General features: G+C 56.8%; 16 protein-coding genes. 8 read left to right on the forward strand and 8 right to left on the reverse strand.

The features are described 5' to 3' along the window. Positions 1–47 precede the first annotated feature (47 nt). The 3 genes from FB009_RS29405 to FB009_RS29415 all read right to left on the reverse strand — a co-directional run bounded on the left by FB009_RS29405 (position 48) and on the right by FB009_RS29415 (position 3,640). Positions 48–344 carry a hypothetical protein gene (locus tag FB009_RS29405; protein WP_012061922.1) on the reverse strand — a complete coding sequence of 99 codons (297 nt, stop codon included), beginning with the start codon at positions 342–344 and terminating at the stop codon, positions 48–50. A gap of 160 nt (positions 345–504) precedes the next feature. Further along, entirely contained in the window at positions 505–2,538 is a 2,034-nt protein-coding gene (locus FB009_RS29410) for an acyltransferase family protein (protein ID WP_101804821.1), read from the reverse strand. A 112-nt stretch (positions 2,539–2,650) separates the two neighbouring features. Continuing rightward, complete coding sequence (locus FB009_RS29415) at positions 2,651–3,640, reverse strand: KpsF/GutQ family sugar-phosphate isomerase (RefSeq protein ID WP_101777335.1); 990 nt, start codon at positions 3,638–3,640, stop codon at positions 2,651–2,653. Between the two features lie 275 nt (positions 3,641–3,915). On the opposite strand from FB009_RS29415, the gene FB009_RS29420 reads away from it, so the two are divergent. Continuing rightward, positions 3,916–4,653 (forward strand): hypothetical protein, encoded by a 738-nt coding sequence (locus tag FB009_RS29420; RefSeq protein WP_127581640.1) that lies wholly within the window; start codon positions 3,916–3,918, stop codon positions 4,651–4,653. On the opposite strand, the gene FB009_RS29425 is transcribed toward FB009_RS29420, so the two are convergent. Further along, complete coding sequence (locus FB009_RS29425; RefSeq protein ID WP_162304041.1) at positions 4,629–6,266, reverse strand: ArnT family glycosyltransferase; 1,638 nt, start codon at positions 6,264–6,266, stop codon at positions 4,629–4,631. The two genes, FB009_RS29420 and FB009_RS29425, sit on opposite strands and share 25 nt — an antisense overlap. Positions 6,267–6,398: 132 nt before the next feature. Here FB009_RS29425 and FB009_RS29430 point away from each other — a divergent pair, with 132 nt between their 5' ends. Further along, positions 6,399–7,088, forward strand: coding sequence for a glycosyltransferase family protein (locus FB009_RS29430; RefSeq protein WP_101804823.1), 690 nt, complete (start codon positions 6,399–6,401; stop codon positions 7,086–7,088). 125 nt (positions 7,089–7,213) lie between these two features. On the opposite strand, the gene FB009_RS29435 is transcribed toward FB009_RS29430, so the two are convergent. The 3 genes from FB009_RS29435 to FB009_RS29445 are packed head-to-tail and all read right to left on the reverse strand — an operon-like array spanning position 7,214 to position 9,782. Further along, positions 7,214–8,119 carry a glycosyl transferase gene (locus tag FB009_RS29435; RefSeq protein WP_101804824.1) on the reverse strand — a complete coding sequence of 302 codons (906 nt, stop codon included), beginning with the start codon at positions 8,117–8,119 and terminating at the stop codon, positions 7,214–7,216. A gap of 58 nt (positions 8,120–8,177) precedes the next feature. Further along, a complete protein-coding gene (locus FB009_RS29440; protein WP_101804825.1) occupies positions 8,178–8,909 on the reverse strand; it encodes a membrane-anchored protein in 732 nt (243 codons plus the stop codon). Positions 8,910–8,951: 42 nt separating this feature from the next. Continuing rightward, entirely contained in the window at positions 8,952–9,782 is an 831-nt protein-coding gene (locus FB009_RS29445) for a 3-deoxy-manno-octulosonate cytidylyltransferase (protein WP_102045299.1), read from the reverse strand. Between the two features lie 230 nt (positions 9,783–10,012). Here FB009_RS29445 and FB009_RS29455 point away from each other — a divergent pair, with 230 nt between their 5' ends. Together FB009_RS29455 and FB009_RS29460 are read left to right on the forward strand one after the other, a co-directional pair. After that, positions 10,013–10,927, forward strand: a complete 915-nt coding sequence (locus FB009_RS29455; protein WP_101804827.1) for a glycosyltransferase family 92 protein — start codon at positions 10,013–10,015, stop codon at positions 10,925–10,927. A gap of 55 nt (positions 10,928–10,982) precedes the next feature. Further along, positions 10,983–11,954 (forward strand): mitochondrial fission ELM1 family protein, encoded by a 972-nt coding sequence (locus FB009_RS29460; RefSeq protein WP_101792795.1) that lies wholly within the window; start codon positions 10,983–10,985, stop codon positions 11,952–11,954. Positions 11,955–11,976: 22 nt separating this feature from the next. Here FB009_RS29460 and FB009_RS29465 read toward each other — a convergent pair whose 3' ends face one another. Beyond that, positions 11,977–12,822 carry a hypothetical protein gene (locus FB009_RS29465; RefSeq protein ID WP_012061933.1) on the reverse strand — a complete coding sequence of 282 codons (846 nt, stop codon included), beginning with the start codon at positions 12,820–12,822 and terminating at the stop codon, positions 11,977–11,979. 558 nt (positions 12,823–13,380) lie between these two features. Between FB009_RS29465 and FB009_RS29470 the strand changes: the two genes are divergently transcribed. The 4 genes from FB009_RS29470 to FB009_RS29485 all read left to right on the forward strand — a co-directional run bounded on the left by FB009_RS29470 (position 13,381) and on the right by FB009_RS29485 (position 15,868). Then, complete coding sequence (locus FB009_RS29470; RefSeq protein WP_101777342.1) at positions 13,381–13,602, forward strand: heavy-metal-associated domain-containing protein; 222 nt, start codon at positions 13,381–13,383, stop codon at positions 13,600–13,602. 104 nt (positions 13,603–13,706) lie between these two features. Beyond that, positions 13,707–14,087 carry a hypothetical protein gene (locus FB009_RS29475; RefSeq protein WP_028053649.1) on the forward strand — a complete coding sequence of 127 codons (381 nt, stop codon included), beginning with the start codon at positions 13,707–13,709 and terminating at the stop codon, positions 14,085–14,087. A gap of 93 nt (positions 14,088–14,180) precedes the next feature. Continuing rightward, positions 14,181–14,408 carry a hypothetical protein gene (locus tag FB009_RS29480; protein ID WP_101804830.1) on the forward strand — a complete coding sequence of 76 codons (228 nt, stop codon included), beginning with the start codon at positions 14,181–14,183 and terminating at the stop codon, positions 14,406–14,408. Then, positions 14,405–15,868, forward strand: a complete 1,464-nt coding sequence (locus FB009_RS29485; protein WP_127581642.1) for a TolC family protein — start codon at positions 14,405–14,407, stop codon at positions 15,866–15,868. Before FB009_RS29480 ends, FB009_RS29485 begins: the two co-directional genes overlap by 4 nt.

Below are 15,868 nucleotides of genomic sequence, written 5' to 3' on the forward strand. Positions count from 1 at the left end.
GCGCTACTACGGCGAGCGGTCAATCACAGCGGCGCGCGCGTTCCGAACTATCGCCATTGGCGGTAATGCGAGGCAGATAGCGGCCTAACCGCAATCGGCGAGATCGTGGTCGTCCGCCCCTCCACCGCCCAGTTCAGAATTGCATTTGCCTCGGCATGCATCTTTGCTCTGATCTCGGCCCGTTCCACTTCACTGCAGACGAATTGCAGCGGTATACGTTCAAATGCGCTGAGTACGCCCTGCTTGAGGTCCGCATCGGGATCGTCCCTGAGCCGTTGTGTTGCAAGGACTTTCACCAGAAACTCAAGGGTCGCGACCCGCAATCCGTCATCTTCGAAATGCAAACTTCCGCCCCCCGGTGACTACACCTTGACCGGAGATTAACAGCGGCGCTTGTCAGTGGCAATTCGGATTTACAATATACGAAGTATAAGATTGAACGCGGCGCAATATTCTTGGACGGAGAACTGTCTCACGTGTGGACGAGTACCGGCCGCCGCCCGCTCAGCGACTCGCAGCCTGGACGCTCTCTCGCATCATGCTCAACACGGGTCGGAAGAGTGCTGAGAGACTTTCCGCACCTTTCGCCGACAGGTGATCTCCGTCCTTATAAAGAACGGTGCCTTTTCGCATAACATGACACCTGGAGGCGTCGCAGATTTCGCTCATCGGATCGACAACCAAGGCTCCGCTCAACTTGGCCGCATCCGCCAAGACCCGCCGGGCCAAGGCTTGGCGCCTGTTGGTGTATTCAACAGAAGGAGCTATATCGAGCGAGCGTCCAGACGCGGCCGCTCGTGCGAGGGCCTCGGGAACGTCGAATCCCATCTCCGGTACATCCATCACCAGAATCGCCTTCGATCCCTGCCCAGCGAGCTTGGTCAAAGTCGCATCAAGTCCCTTCCTGACCGGAATCGACCAATCGGTCCGGGAGGGTGCGACGCCAGGGTCAAAGAAGATGCCCTGACCCGGAAGCTCTTCTCGGTGGACGTACTTGGGCCAATAGCCCACCATGAAAACAAAGGCGAACTTTCTCTTCTCGATTAGCGACATCACTGCGGAATTGTGATCGACGCATCTCTTGACCGCCCCCGGAGGAGCGAAATCCGTATCTGGCAAGGGCGGGCACGATCCACGCCCAACGAACATGCCCGATATACCCAATTGGCGAGCGGCAAGATCTATCGCAGGAGCGATCGCAGCGGCATGAGAATCTCCCCACACGAGAAACCGCGGCTCGCCTGCAGTCTCGACTCCGACCCGACAGATCTCCCCTCTCCTTATCTGAACCGGGGTCAGACCTTCTCCATTTGAATCAGTGAAACACCGTTTAGAGGAGAAGGGGCTCTCATCATAGGTGGCTTGGTAAAGCGTTCGGGCCTTTTCGGGCAACCTTTGGGGAATGCCTTCCAAATCATTGACAATGAAACCGAAGGCGACCGCAAAAGAAATAGCAGCGCTACTCACGCCGACGATCGCGACACGCGAGGATGCCAGCACGCCATACCGCGCGGGCTGCTCGACGAACCTCCATGAAATGAAGGCGAGCGCGAAGGACATTGCCACGGCGGTCAGCGCCCATCCGGTTGTCAGTTCGTGACCAAGGCCATAGCGCAAGTACACGATTATGGGCCAATGCCAGAGGTAGAGAGAGTATGAGATGCGTCCGATGAAGACCGAAACGGGATTACCCAGTAAGCGCCCTATCGCTCCGCCTCGACAGTGTGCGTGGATCACAAGGGCCGTACCGAGGCAGGGCACTGCGGCATAAATACCGGGAAAGGGCGTATCAGGAGAATAGAGGAAAACGGCCAGGAGAACTGCCAGAAGTCCGAGTGCCGCCAATGCCTGTGAGCCGCGGTGCCCATAATCCGAGATCGGCGCAATGGCAACAAGGACTCCGATCAGCAACTCCCAAACGCGAAAATGCAGCAAGTAGAATGCTTTTTCCGGCGAGTGCACAATCCCCCAAGTGCTTGCCCCGAAGGACAAGAGCGCAACCGCCAACACGATTGCGCGAATGTGCCCACGTGCAAATTTGAAGGCTAGAAAAACCGCGACGGGAAAAATCAGGTAAAACTGCTCTTCCACAGACAGAGACCAGGTATGAAGCAATGGCTTCATCTCTGAGGAGAGATCGAAATAACCGCTCTCGCTTCGGAACAGAATGTTCGATATAAATAAGGCAGCGGCTTGTACGCTATCGCCGAAATACCGAAACTCCTGCGGCATGAGCAAAAACCATGCCGCAACGGCCGAAACGGCGATCATCGAGAACAATGCCGGGAAGATGCGCCTCATCCGCCGAAGGTAGAACGACGCAAAGCTGAAGCTGCCACGCTCGAGGTCGGTGAGGATGATCCTCGCCATGAAAAACCCGGACAAGACAAAAAAGACGTCGACCCCGACGAACCCGCCTGAGAACGAACTGAAGCCTGCGTGAAAGAGGAGCACAGGCAAGATCGCCACAGCTCGCAAACCGTCCAGGTCCGGGCGATAGTCGAAGTCTCGGTGAATCACTGCCAAACGCGTTCCCATTTCCGTGATGGACTGCCAAAGCCAAAGCGGCGTTTTAAGTCCACCTTAGATCTTACGGTGTGCTCTCCTCGGAGGCGGGCTCGTCAACCATCTCCGGGCGGCACCATTTGACTTAGGCCACGCCGGCACGCAGAAGATCGTGGACGTGCAAGATGCCCGACGGCCGGCCAACGTCATCGACCAGAAACAGCACCGTGATCTTTTGCGATTGCATCATTTCCATGGCTGCACTGGCCAGCATTCCAGGCGTAATCACGCGAGGCATGTGCGACATCACGGTCTCGACGGTGAGGAGCAAAAGATTTTGTGACATGTGGCGCCGCAAATCGCCGTCGGTAATGACACCGACAAGCTCACCGTCGCCACCAACGACGCCGACGACCCCGAAACCCTTGCAGGACATCTGAATGACTGCTTCGCTCATCGGACTGCCGATCGGCAAAAGTGGCACAGCCTCACCCGAATGGGCCAGTTCATGGGCGAGCAGCAACTGCGAACCGAGCTTGCCGCCCGGATGAAACGTCTTGAAGTCCTCGGCCGAAAACCCCCTCCGCTCAAGCAAGGCTATTGCAAAAGCATCCCCCACCGCCAACTGCAGTATTGCAGACGTGGTCGGAGCTAGACCATGTGGGCATGCCTCCGGCACTTTCGGCAGAATCACTGGGATCGTGGAGTTGCGAGCGATTGTGCTGTCGGCATTCGACGTGACGGAAATGACCGGGACATTGAAGCGCTTGGCGTAAGTGAGCACGTTCCCGAGTTCGACCGTCTCACCGGACCATGAAAGGAGGATGAGCAAATCCTCGGCGGTGATCATGCCGAGATCGCCGTGACTTGCTTCCGTCGGATGTACGAAATAGGCGGACGTACCGGTAGAAGCTAGCGTCGCGGCGATCTTGCGTCCGATGTGCCCGCTCTTGCCAACACCCGCGACAACGACCCGGCCACGCTTGGAGGCGACGAGTTCGACTGCATCGACAAAACTGCCGCGCAAGACCGCATCATCCTCTAGACAGGCAGCCAGCGCATTGATTCCGTGGGCGGCAGTGGCGATCGTACGACTGATCGACACCAGTATTGGGTCATTTACAACCACGTTCATTTGTTGACTGTCCGAAATTGTCGACGACCGCTTTAAAGGCGTCGCTTACCGTTGAAGTCTTCGAAATCAAATCAAGATGGCTAAATTGTGCGATTTGCGAGTATTTCACACTTTCTGAAGCGTGATCGACAGAAGAATTGAGAAAATTGCAATACCGGCTCCCCTTCCAATCGAAGACCGACGGCGAATGGACACGTAGCCTGTCTTGTGCGAGACAAAAGATGTAAGTCCCTTAAGTGACTCTCGCCTGGCTAGCTGTTCAATGGAATTTCGCGATGACGATTGAACCTGAAGCGCTTGAAAAACTGCGAGAAAAGCACCGCCGCTGGCTCTCACGACTCGGCATTGTCGACAAGCCGTGGCTGATTCTCGGTTCCGCGCCGTCCCCCACGATTCCGCCGGACCTGATTGGACATTGCGCACGCGTTGACGTCAATAACGCTGGCAAGACGGCCAATGCACTGGGTCTCCCACCCGCCGATTTGACGTTTCGAAAGCGCAAGAAATCGTGGGAAGAGCATCCCTATGTAAGGACGAGAGGCCTTCTATGGCTTCATACGAAGTCTATCTGGGTGATGTACCTGAAACTTCTGGCAATGCCGCAGGTTCGCTACAAGAGCCTGATGCGCGCCACCAAAGCTGAGCGAGAAGCGATCGTCAACGTGGTGAGCGGCGGGCTTCCGTCTGATATCGGAGAAGTCGGCAAGGTGACGAATGGAGTTGCCGCCCTGTGCTACGCACTTTTCATGGGAGTGCCGTCCGTGACGCTTGCCGGGTTCTCAGTCACCAAGATGGGCCATTCTTACGACGATAAGGGCGGAATTCGCCGGCAGATTGCCGAAGACACCTTCGTTCTAAGGCGTTTGAGAGATCGAGGAAATGTCTTCACGACGGAGCTGGAACTCTCTGAGCATATCGGCCTCCCTTTCATTCGCGACAGAGAAGACATCATTCGCAACATGGGCGGCGCGATCGGCGCCAACCCGGCTCAGTGGAAGTCCGCCCAAATATAGGCAAAAGTGTATGTGTCGCCCGGGCGCCCGGCGTTGTAAGGAACTGAGACGATCGCCGGCTTGGCGTCGGCGATCCTGACGGGCATGAGTTGCAGTAGGCCCGTAATGCGCGGAGGAATCTCCGCTCGCCTCTTACCTTCTGCCGACCAGGCCGCCAAAATTCGACCGGGGGGAAGGTGTCTCTCCGCCTCCTGAGAGAATCCGGTCAGGATGATCGGGGTATCGGGAAACTGAATCCTGAGATTACCCGCCACGATCCTGTCGTCGACCACGATGGCGACCCGGGGCGGACCCGGATCAGCGCGCACCATGCGGGCAAAACCGTTGTAAGGCGTGTGCGCGAAGGAATAATCGCCAATCATTGGTCCGACAAAGACCCTTGCCCAAAGCATCAAGATGACGCCGACGGAGAGGATGCCCGAAATCGAAAAAAGTGCGGGCAGGCGCCGGGCAGGATCCAGGCCGGCGGCATCGATTTTCAGTGTCAGATAAAGTGGGAGAAGCGCAGTAAAAAGCGCCAACCACTTCGCACGGATGTGGGTCGCATCCATTGCTACGACGATAAACGCTATCATGAGGAAGCAGGCGACAATCATCCTGCCGACGACCCTCGTCCATAGGCTCTCGGCGCACAGGATTTTCCCAACATCCGCGTAGAAGAGCAATCCGAAGACGGCAAGGGTCAGTGCGACGCCCTTTAGGGCCGCAACCGCGAGCGAAACAAGGCCTTGGATCGCGTGCGGCAGCAGCGCGCTGTCTGCCCCCTCCTTCATCTCAGCGACAGTGACACCGGTGGCATGTCCGAGATTATTGACGACCCAGTAGGCATGGGGTGCAACGATCACTGCGCAAACCGCAACTGAGGCGAGCACCCGCCAGTCGAACAGATATTTGCGCAGCTTTGCCTCTGGCAGGATGGCGAGCAGTGCCGCCAGCGGCAAGATAACGAAATTGTATTTCGAAATCGCCCCGAGCCCCACAGCAACACCGACAAGCAAGTAGTGGCCAACCTTTGGTGGGTTCTTTAGCGCACGGAAAAAGCCGTAAAGGAACAGCGAAACGGCAAATAGCGCGGCGACGGTGTGGGATAAATCGCGCTGTGACAGCAGGAAAACCGGTGGAAGCGTGAGGACGCCCAGCACCGCCACCGCCGGAGCGAGCGGACTGCTGGAGAGAAGGCGGGCCGTAAGGCCGTAGAGTAGGAGGAAGAGGAACAGAAGACCGTTTTTCAAAATGGCGAGCGACGCGACGGAGATACCAAATAGGGCCACAATTCCATATTGAAGCCAATTGTAGAAGGGCGGCTGGGCTCCGTATCCGAGCAGCAGATATTGTGAGAGTAGTGCTTGCTCGGATTCGTCTATCTCAAGCGAGTCCGGTCTAAGAACTTTCAGGATGACGCTCAGCAGGCAATAACCGGCGATCAGAACGTATAAGAGATCCGGTCTTCGAACCAGCAGACTGCGCATTCTTCCCCCATCGCCCTCGCCCGCATTGGTGGCAATATCGCGGGCCAGCGACAAAGCTACTAGGCGAAGTTCGCGGAAATTGCCAGACGCCCTCCTGTGGACGACGGACAACCAACCACATCGTTCCGCTGCCCAAGGCTTCACGCCGCCGCCTTTTTTGGTTACACCTGGTAATGGGTTGAGACGCAAATCAAACGTCAGTTGAAATCGTTTCGCCGCTTAGAGGATCAAGCCAGACCAACGACGTTTTGAAGCCTACCCATACTCGGAGGTGTAATGACGCAAGGTGCTCATATTTACATCGGCTTCGACAGCAAGGAAGTCGTCGCCTACCATGTTCTTTGCCAAAGTATTCTGGAAAAGAGCTCCATCCCGGTTACGTTCACGCCCATATCCCTGAACAATGTCGAGAATATTTTTACGCGCGAGCGGAATCCTCTCCAATCTACCGAGTTTTCCTTTTCGCGGTTCCTGGTGCCTTATCTAAGCCGTTATGAGGGCTGGTCGCTTTTCGCCGACTGCGACATGCTCATGCGGACTGACATCGCCCAGTTGTGGGAGTTGAGAGACGATCGCTATGCAGCGATGTGCGTAAAACACGACTACATTCCGAAAGTCGAAACGAAGTTCCTGGGCCAGGTCCAAACCAAGTACGAAAAGAAGAACTGGTCGAGCGTTATCCTGTTCAATAACGTCAAGTGCCGAAAGCTCGATTTGGATTACGTCAATACTGCATCTGGGCTGGAATTGCATCAGTTCAAATGGCTTGATTCCGACGACCTGATCGGCGAACTGCCCGCAAGCTGGAATTGGCTCGTAAACGAGTACGAATATTCACCGGATGCAAATCTTGTCCATTTCACAGATGGAGGGCCTTACTTCGATGAGTATAAGAACGATGACTACGCCGAGGAATGGTTCGCTACACGTGATCGTGTTCTTCATGTAACGCAGCGCTCGGCTTAATGGCGCGACACCCATAAGCCAGTTTCATCGGGGCGGCGGCGACCAACTAACCGCCTCACGCCCCGATGTGGTGCTGCAATACAGCTTCAGCGCTTAACGTCAACCAACGCAATGCCAGCTAAAACCTACTCGGCTTTGGCAAAGGTGGCGTCGTAGCCAAACCCCATCCCGACAAGGGCCGAGATAGGCGAGTGGTTTACGACCTCGATACCGTTTTCGGCGGCTATGCTCCGTGTCATGATGAGATGGTCGACAATCCGCTTTTGGGCCGCGACGATTCCCGAATAGGCCTTATCGGTTGTTTCGTAGTATCTCGGCTCATCGGCATTACTGAGATCGATCCCCACGAAGCCGATCGAGCGGGGCCTCCAGGCAACGGCAAACTGTGCGGCTGAAACCGCGACCGAGCCTGCCTGGAAAATGCCGGCAAAGGGGTCTTCGGAAAAGCCGACGTCGCCGTCCTCGCTCAGCCTCACATACGGCAGCTTACGCAGGTCCGCGGTGTCCCGACGTGCCACCCCGTACGGCTTTCGCACGTTATCGATCAATACGATCGGCCTGTCTCGAAGCCATGTGCGATCCAACTCGCAGATCGCCCTTATGACGCTCACAGACAGCAGACAGACGCATCCGGCAGGAATCCGCTTCACGAGATCGAAGTGTCTCCATATGAACCGTTCGTCTTCGATTGCTATCGCCAGAGGCTTTGCTATTACGCTGGGAGAAAGGTGTAGCGCCCCGTTCAAGAGAAGGCAGGAAGACCCGTCTGCACGGGTCAGATCGCATCGTGCCACGGAGGGGCCGGAGCCGACGATAAGCACATTCGCCGGCTTTTCTTCCAGGGCGCGCAACGGGCTCGTGAGACGTCCTACCAACTCGCCTCGATACTGGATCGTGCCGTCTCGATCACCGGTTGCAAGTTCGAGCTTGAGTCCGGGAAACCAATCCTGAACATGGGCCCTGGAACGACCCAGGAGGAGGCGAACCGCGATCTTGATGCAGGAACGTGAAAATGGACGATTTGAAATCATTGATTTCTCTAACGCAGGCGTTGAGTGAGCAAAACGACGCAGGCAAATATCCAAAGTACTAGCGGTTTGAACCGCTCCACAACGGAATGCCTAATTCTTCCGAAACCGGCGGATCCGCCGTGAAAATGGGGCGGCCCTCACGGATCAGCTTGGAAACGAGGAATTTGTCCATTTGAACATGAAGACGTGTCAAACCCGTAGCATTATAGACGTGACCGCTTGAGTTCGGATTTATTCCCGTGACGATGACGGCCGGTGCTCCGTTGTAAAGGGCAAAAAGGACCGCGTTCATACCGTTCGAGCACTTGGAATCTGCGTCCATCTCGAGGGAGCGCAAGTCAGCCACACGATCGAGCAACGCCATCCGCTCGTATCGATCGACGATTTCCAGTCGATCGTATTTGTAATCGAACGCTCGCAAACCTTCCTCCAGACGCGCGCGATCGTCCTTGCGCCAGAGAAATACGTAGAGCGTCCCTGTACGCTGCCCTTTCAGCACACGCCTGACCTCGATCGCGTTCGCAGTGGTTCCTTCGACCTGGTTGAACATCATCATGGTAATATCCGGCGCATCAACGCCCCACTTGGCGATGACCGATTGCGAGCCGTTCACGGTAATGATCCTGAAGCTCTCGTCGAATCCGGCCGGCCTATTGGAGACAGGCGCGGATCCTACAACCACGACGGGGCTATTGAACCGAAAGGGTGCTGCCGGTGGATCCGGCCGCATGATGCGGTACTTCAGATTCCGGTATATGCGCTTACGCGCGTCGGAGATCCATGATCCCATTTGTCCTCACCAGAAAATCGGTACTCGTCAATTCGATGCTATTTACGCCTTCGTTTTCTTCAAAAACTTCGGCTTCAGCCGACGTAAAAATTCGTCGGTCGACCGCAACACGTTTGTTAGAGATATCAACTTGTCTACTTGTGCATCGGTCTGGTTCAGACGCGATGACAAGACTTCTGCGATCGTCGAAGAGATTTCCGCAGCGGGCAACTCCGGGAACCTTGAAGCAAGCGATGCGTAACTGTTTGTGGCGATACCACCGCGCATCGTCAACTTGCCCACTCTTTCGAAAAGTCGCAAGAAGACCTGCTCGAAAGTCCAATCGTGGACAGCGACCACCCGCCACTTTTCGCTGCGCTGTGCCGAGAATCCCTCCAGGATGATCTTTGCCGGAAGCGCCTGGTCGACCAGCCATAGGGCGATGGCGAAGCCGCTTGTGGGGACTTTGGCCTGCGGGTAAAAATCAGCGCAGAAGCCGGCCAAATCCAGATGTCCTGTGGGCGTCCCCAAGTAATCGGAGCTTGTGTTCAATCTCTCGCTCGCCGCCAGACGAATGTTCATGATGCCCAGGAATGCCTGCGGCGCGAACAGCTTGACGACGTCAGCGACCTCTTGGCGGTAGACGATATTTGCGCCTCCCGGTTGAGCGCGTGAAATCAGCAAGGAGCGGCCGGAAAACTGTTCATCAAGAACCTTGTAGACCTTATTGAAAAATACAAAGAGGGCCGTCGGCGGGTATTCGGCCTGAAGTTCCTTGACGTTAACCTGATCGCTGTTAGCCACGAGGATAACGTGTGAATACCTCGAAAACAAAGCACGCCATTGCTCCGCTGTCGTCAAATTCTCCGTGGTTCCAGAGGCGGGAAAGTCCATGTTCACTCATCCCAACTTCAGCGTGCTTTCGGCGCGCGACTTCTCCATACTACCGAGGCTTGGATTCCAAGTTCGGCTCTCTCCCTCTATAAAGGTGATGTATTCCAAATCAAAGCCGGCATGCTAGTTCGGAAGGTGCATGGTCAAAGGTTTGGAAAGTCCCTTCTACGCCGACTGGGGTGAAGGGCACGAAGGAGAGCCGTTCGATGTTTAGGGACCAAGGGGCGTAGATGTTTGGACTGAAGACTAAACGGCATCTTACGAGAGAACTTGCTCTCACACCGCCGTCAGGGGAGTTGAACCGACACGGCATCGCAATTGTCGCCTGCGTGAAAAACGAAGCCAGTTACATTGCGGAGTGGGTGCGCTTTCACCAAGCGGTTGGTGTTCGACATTTCCATCTCTACGATGACGGCTCGACTGATGGAACGGTCGAGCTGCTTCAGCGGTCGCTGACCGGCCAAGAACTGACCGTCGTCCCTTGGAAAATGCGCATGCGGGATGAAAAAAGTGGCGAGTTCTTGAACGGGCAGACGATCGCTTTCGCCCATGCGATCCTAAACTTCGGCGGTAAATATGAGCGTATGGCTTTCATCGACGTTGATGAATTCTTATTGCCCAAGAAAGGTCGAACGTTAGAAGAGGCATTACGAGGAGCCAGCGGATTTCCTAACATCTCTTTACCCTGGCATATGTTCGGCCATAGCGGTCATGTCTCGCGACCAGCAGGGCCTGTATGCCTCAATTACAAAATGCGGGTCTCCGATCCCATGCAGCAGAACCTCGACGCAAGCAATTTCAAATGCATTGTCGATCCGGTCGAAGTCACGAAAGTTGGCGTGCATCACTTCCAAACACGTTCCTACGGCGACGAAACCGCAAATGATGCGGGGATGGTGGTGCCAAAGAAAAAGCGGAAGGCTGCCGAATTTTACTCCGCAGAGTTCCTGCAGCTCAATCACTATTATGCGAAATCGATCGAGGAGCTGAAGGAAAAGACAGACAGAGGTTGGTCTTTCGACGGTTCTGCAGAGAAATACCGGAATAAAGTCACTTCCACCATCACGTATATCGAAGCGAACGCCATCGAAGACCGTAGCATGATCGATTTTGTCGACCAGAATGGGATCGATCTCGGCCACTGAATCTAAGCCAAGGCGAGGAACGGGTGGAAAACAAGCGTCATATCGGAGCTAAAGTTTGCAAGATAACGACGACACAACGGTGAAAACGTCCAACACGAGCTGCGTGTGGGCTGTGGCAGAAAGCAAGGCGGGAACGCTTACGCAGTGCCTTGGCGTGGGAAAACAATTCCATCGTGAGCCAGTGGTCAAGTTGATCAGTCGGACTCGCGGCTTGAGAAAATTGTTCGAACCCAGATTGTTTCGCAAAAAGGAACAGCGTCCCGAGCTCGTAGTCTCCTGCGGTTTCCGCGCTGAACCGGCAGTCCTCGACATAAAAGCGGCCTATGGCGGCAAGCCTGTAACAGTGCACCTTCAACGTCCGCGCATCGAAGGGTATGATCTCGTTTTCGTCTCTCGTCACGATTGGGTCGATGAATTGAACCGGCGCCCAAACTATCACTCGATGGTCGGCGTACCGCATCAGATTACCTGGGCGCGGCTCGCGCCTCTTAGGGATGCCGCCCGCAGACGATTGTCGCCGGACGGCCGCCCGATAGTCGCCGTCTTCGTAGGCGGCTCAAATGGCGCATATGTTTACGACGACAGAACCCATCAAAACATAAAGGGCGCAATCGAACAATTGGAGAAAGAGGGCTGGCGCATCGTTGTATCAGTCTCTCGTAGATCTGAAGACCACACTCAGCAAGCCCTGTCGACACTGAACAGCGAAAGCATCGCTGTTTGGGACAGGCGAAGCGAGAACCCCTACCTCGACTACATGGCAGCCGCTGACGCGTTCGTCATTGCAAAGGACTCGATCACGATGCCCTGCGAGGCCCTGGCGACGGGCAAGCCTGTCTTTACACTCGAGTTAACCCACGTCGCGGGTCCGCGGCTGGACAAGTTCGAGCGCTATCACCGGGACCTGCATGAAACTTTGCAACTGACCCGGCCGTTTGAGGGAAAGATCGAACCCTACAGCTACGAACCGCTCGATGAAACGCGCCGCATCGCCTCGGTAATTCGTTCCAAGCTCGACCTTCAGTAAGACCCTAAGTGCGGCCGCACGATTATTCGCGCCAGTGTTCCGCCACCCAAGGCGTCGGACGGATGTAATGTCGCAAGTACTGTAGCGGTCCCTTGTTCTTCCTTTGCTTCGCATCGAAGACTCCCGCGATGTGTTCGAACACGGTCTTGCGGGGACCCTTAGTTCCGAATCGGCCCTCTACCGCGTGCTGTGGATGCAGACCGCGCGGAAAAATCACGACACGTGCATCATGCGGCAGACGTGGCGCAAAGAAGTAATTGAGCGGAAATGGCCAGCGGCAGTCCTGGCGAAAATGGAGAACCCATTTCCGAGGAAAGAACTTTATCCCCCCAGGCGCCTTGCGGCTTACGAAGCGCTGTTCGTAACGGTACTCGTCGGCCACGCTCTGTGGATCGGACCGGAACTTGTCCTGCAGCGGCACGAGTTTTCCAACCGGAAAGCGGAAGAGGGAGGTTTGCCCGAGGCGCTCAAAGGGTGTGGTTTGGTTTCTCGCCAGTATTATGTCGTCCGCCTCCCCTATATCGAAGAAAACATCCAGCGACGACACGATCACGAGATCAAGATCGAGAAAAAGCACCGGGCCCTTCAGTCCTCCCAAGGTCGGCCCCCAGAGCCGCGCCTTGGGCCATATGCCTCTCGTGTTGGTCGGCATGCTCTCCACGTCGAGTGGCGGCAAGTCTTCGCAAAGTATCGCGGGGTTCAGGCCTGCGCGACTGTCGGTAAAACAGGTGAAGGTGAAAGGCGGCGTGATGTTGCGAGCAACCATCGCGTACAGCCGGTTAATAAAGGGGGCTCCATATTTTGTGCCCCAATTGATGCAGATGACTTGCTTCACGCCGCCACTTGCTGCCAAAACGCTTGTGGTCATTTGCTCCGTTCCCAGTTGCTGCACACTTCTTGCAGCCGTCCATCCTAAATCCGCTAGCAGGCGTGCCGACATGGGCACAAAGACTGAACAAGCGCGTGCATCGCAAGACTCTATTACTTGCAAGCCGCGCCTTCGCCAAGGCAGTGCGACAATTCAAAATTCGCCAGAAACGACGAGCAACTGCCGCGCGCCTGCCTCACTGTCTACAAGTGATTTCCCGCCGTCAACGCACGCGTTGCACCGAATGATACTGTCCAGTTTGTGGCTAGAAATGGACGCTGGAGTGTCCGATCTCAGCTCCGAGTTCACCGGAAAGCCGCCTTGCCGCTTCTGGAGCAGCGGCTGGCGACATGCTGTGGACCTGTTTAACGGCCGCTTTTGGGCATAGAGCTACCTGCCATCGCCTGCATTTGCGCCGATTTTGCTATCTTGCCTCGTCTGTTCTGGTCTGGCCACCATCATCAAGGGGTGCACGGTCAGATTTTTTGAGCACGCCCTTGACCTTGCCATCGTTGGAAGCTCCACATTCGGTCAAGTCAGATAAAAGGAGACTTTTCGATGTATCACCTCAACGTAGAAGACATGACCTGCGGCCACTGCGTCGCCACGATCGAGAAGGCCGTCAAAACCGTCGACCGGAACGCCAGGGTCGCCGTCGACCTGGAGGCGAAAACCGCCTCCATCGAATCCGGAGTCGCATCCGAGGCTTTCATCGCCGCGATCGAAGAGGCTGGGTACAGAGCCTCCTTCAAGAAATCCTGCTGCAGCCATGTCGGTTGACGCCGCGGTTTTGGCTGCGACAGCAAGGCACGCTCCGCCGCGGCGAGCGCGTGCCTTGGCAACCGCCTGACGATTGACAACTCCTGACTTGCAGTCCTCGAGGAATGAGAATGTTTCAGATCACATTGCAAAAGATGCTGATTCTGGCCCGTCTGGCGATCGTCGTGTCGCTGACGGCTTACTCATTGCCGGCTGCCTCTGCCTCCATGCATGGCGGCTGGTCAAACACCGAAATTGCGCAATCGGGCGATCACCACGATGAAACGAAGATTGGCGGGCATTCGCACGACGATCAGAAGTCGTCTCCGGACGATGCAAAGAAGCTTGTGAAGACCGAATGCTGCACCGGCTTCTGCGTCAGCATGGCGATCGTCGCGCAAGCGGGTTCCGACCGCAGACCGCGCGTGGCCTCCATCCGCGAGTTCGTCGATGACGCCCGGACCAAGGGCGAACTGCCGCTGCTGCACCGACCCCCGAATATCTGAATAGGACTGACCCGCTCTTCTCACGGGTCTAACGAGTGCTCGCGAGCCGGTTTGCTCTCGAACGCTGCCGCAATCTCCTATTCGGACAAATCCATGAAACATCTGTTTTTCGTGGCCGCCCTGCCGCTTCTTACGAGCGGATGCGCCGCCACATTGCCTCCCGATGTCATTGCGTCGGGCGACCTTGCCGCCTCCCTGGCTCAGGTCCGCCCTCCCAGATATACGAGCCCGGTTTCGGGATACACCCACCGCGTTCCGGTCGATCCCCAGCCGTGGCGCAACCGGAACGACGCGCAAACTCCGGAAGGAGACGCGTCATGATGAGAGCCACTGTCAAACGGGCTGCGGCCCTCGCCCTGCCACTTGTGCTCGGCGGCTGCGTGTCCGCGAGCGAATATGCAGCGAAGAACGCCGGGTTCTCCGCGGTCGAAGCCAAGACGGCCCAGGCCGTAGGAAAGCAGACGGTCTGGATACAGAACCAGCAGCACGCACGTGTCGTATCCGACCGCGTGAAGACGCTGATGGCTAAGAAAGCGATCGATGTCGAGACGGCGGTTCAGGTGGCACTCCTCAACAACAGGGGGCTGCAAGCCGCCTACGCCGACTTGGGGGATTCCGCTGCCGATGCCTGGCAATCGACGATGCTCGTCAATCCGACGGTCTCGGTCGGCCTGACCGGGATCGGCACGCCGGGCCTCGAAGCATTCAAGTCGGTCGAAGGCATGATCGCCAACAACATCCTGGCGCTCGCCACGCGAGAACGGGACATTGCAATCGCCGACACCCGTTTCAGGCAGGCACAGTTGAACGCGGCACTGCGCACCCTGCAGCTCGCCGCCGACACGCGGCGCGCCTGGATCAATGCGGTTGCCGCCTGGGAAACGGTGGCCCAGCTCAACCAGGCGCAGGCCGCAGCCGACGCAGCGTCCGAGCTTGCCCAGGAGCTTGGCAAGAGCGGCGCACTCACGAAAGAGGGGCAGGCCCGCGAGCATGTTTTCTCTGCCGAACTGGCGGGGCAAACGGCAAAGGCGAAGCTGGAGGCAAGGCTCGCCAAGGAAGAGCTGACGCGGCTGATGGGCCTCTGGGGTTCGGGTATCGACTATCAGGTTCCGAACCGCCTGCCGCCGTTGCCGAAGGGAATAATGAAGCGCGACCCGATCGAGGCGGAAGCATTGCAGCGCCGCGTCGATCTGCAGATGGCGAAGCTCGACCTCGAAGCGACCGCGAGATCCTACAAGCTGACGGAAGCGACCCGCTACGTCACGGACCTCGAACTCCTCACGGGATTCGAGACCGAGCGGGAACTCGAGGACGGCGACATCAGGAGCGAAACGACCGGACAGGCCGAACTCGAATTCGTCATTCCGATCTTCGACAGCGGCAGAGCCCGCATGCGCAAGGCGGAACTTGCCTATATGCGGGCGGCGAACCTCCTCGCGGAGAAGGCCGTCAACGTCCGCTCGGAAGCGCGCTCGGCCTATCAGGCCTACCGCGCCAACTACGACATTGCCCGGCACTACCGCAACAGCGTCGTGCCGCTGCGCACCAGGATCGAGGAGGAATCCCTCCTCACATACAACGCGATGATCACCAACACCTTCGAGCTGCTCGCCGACAGCCGCGAGAAGGTCAATGCGAACCTGCTTGCCGTCAACGCCAAGCGCGACTTCTGGCTGGCTGAAGCCAATCTCGCCCCCGCCGTCTACGGCGGCGGCGCGGGTGCCGCCGCCGTCGAAACCGAAGCCGCGGCAGCCGCCGAGAGCGGTGGTGGCGGCCACTGA

The sequence above is a fragment of the Sinorhizobium medicae genome (genome assembly GCF_007827695.1).
GTDB lineage: Bacteria > Pseudomonadota > Alphaproteobacteria > Rhizobiales > Rhizobiaceae > Sinorhizobium > Sinorhizobium medicae.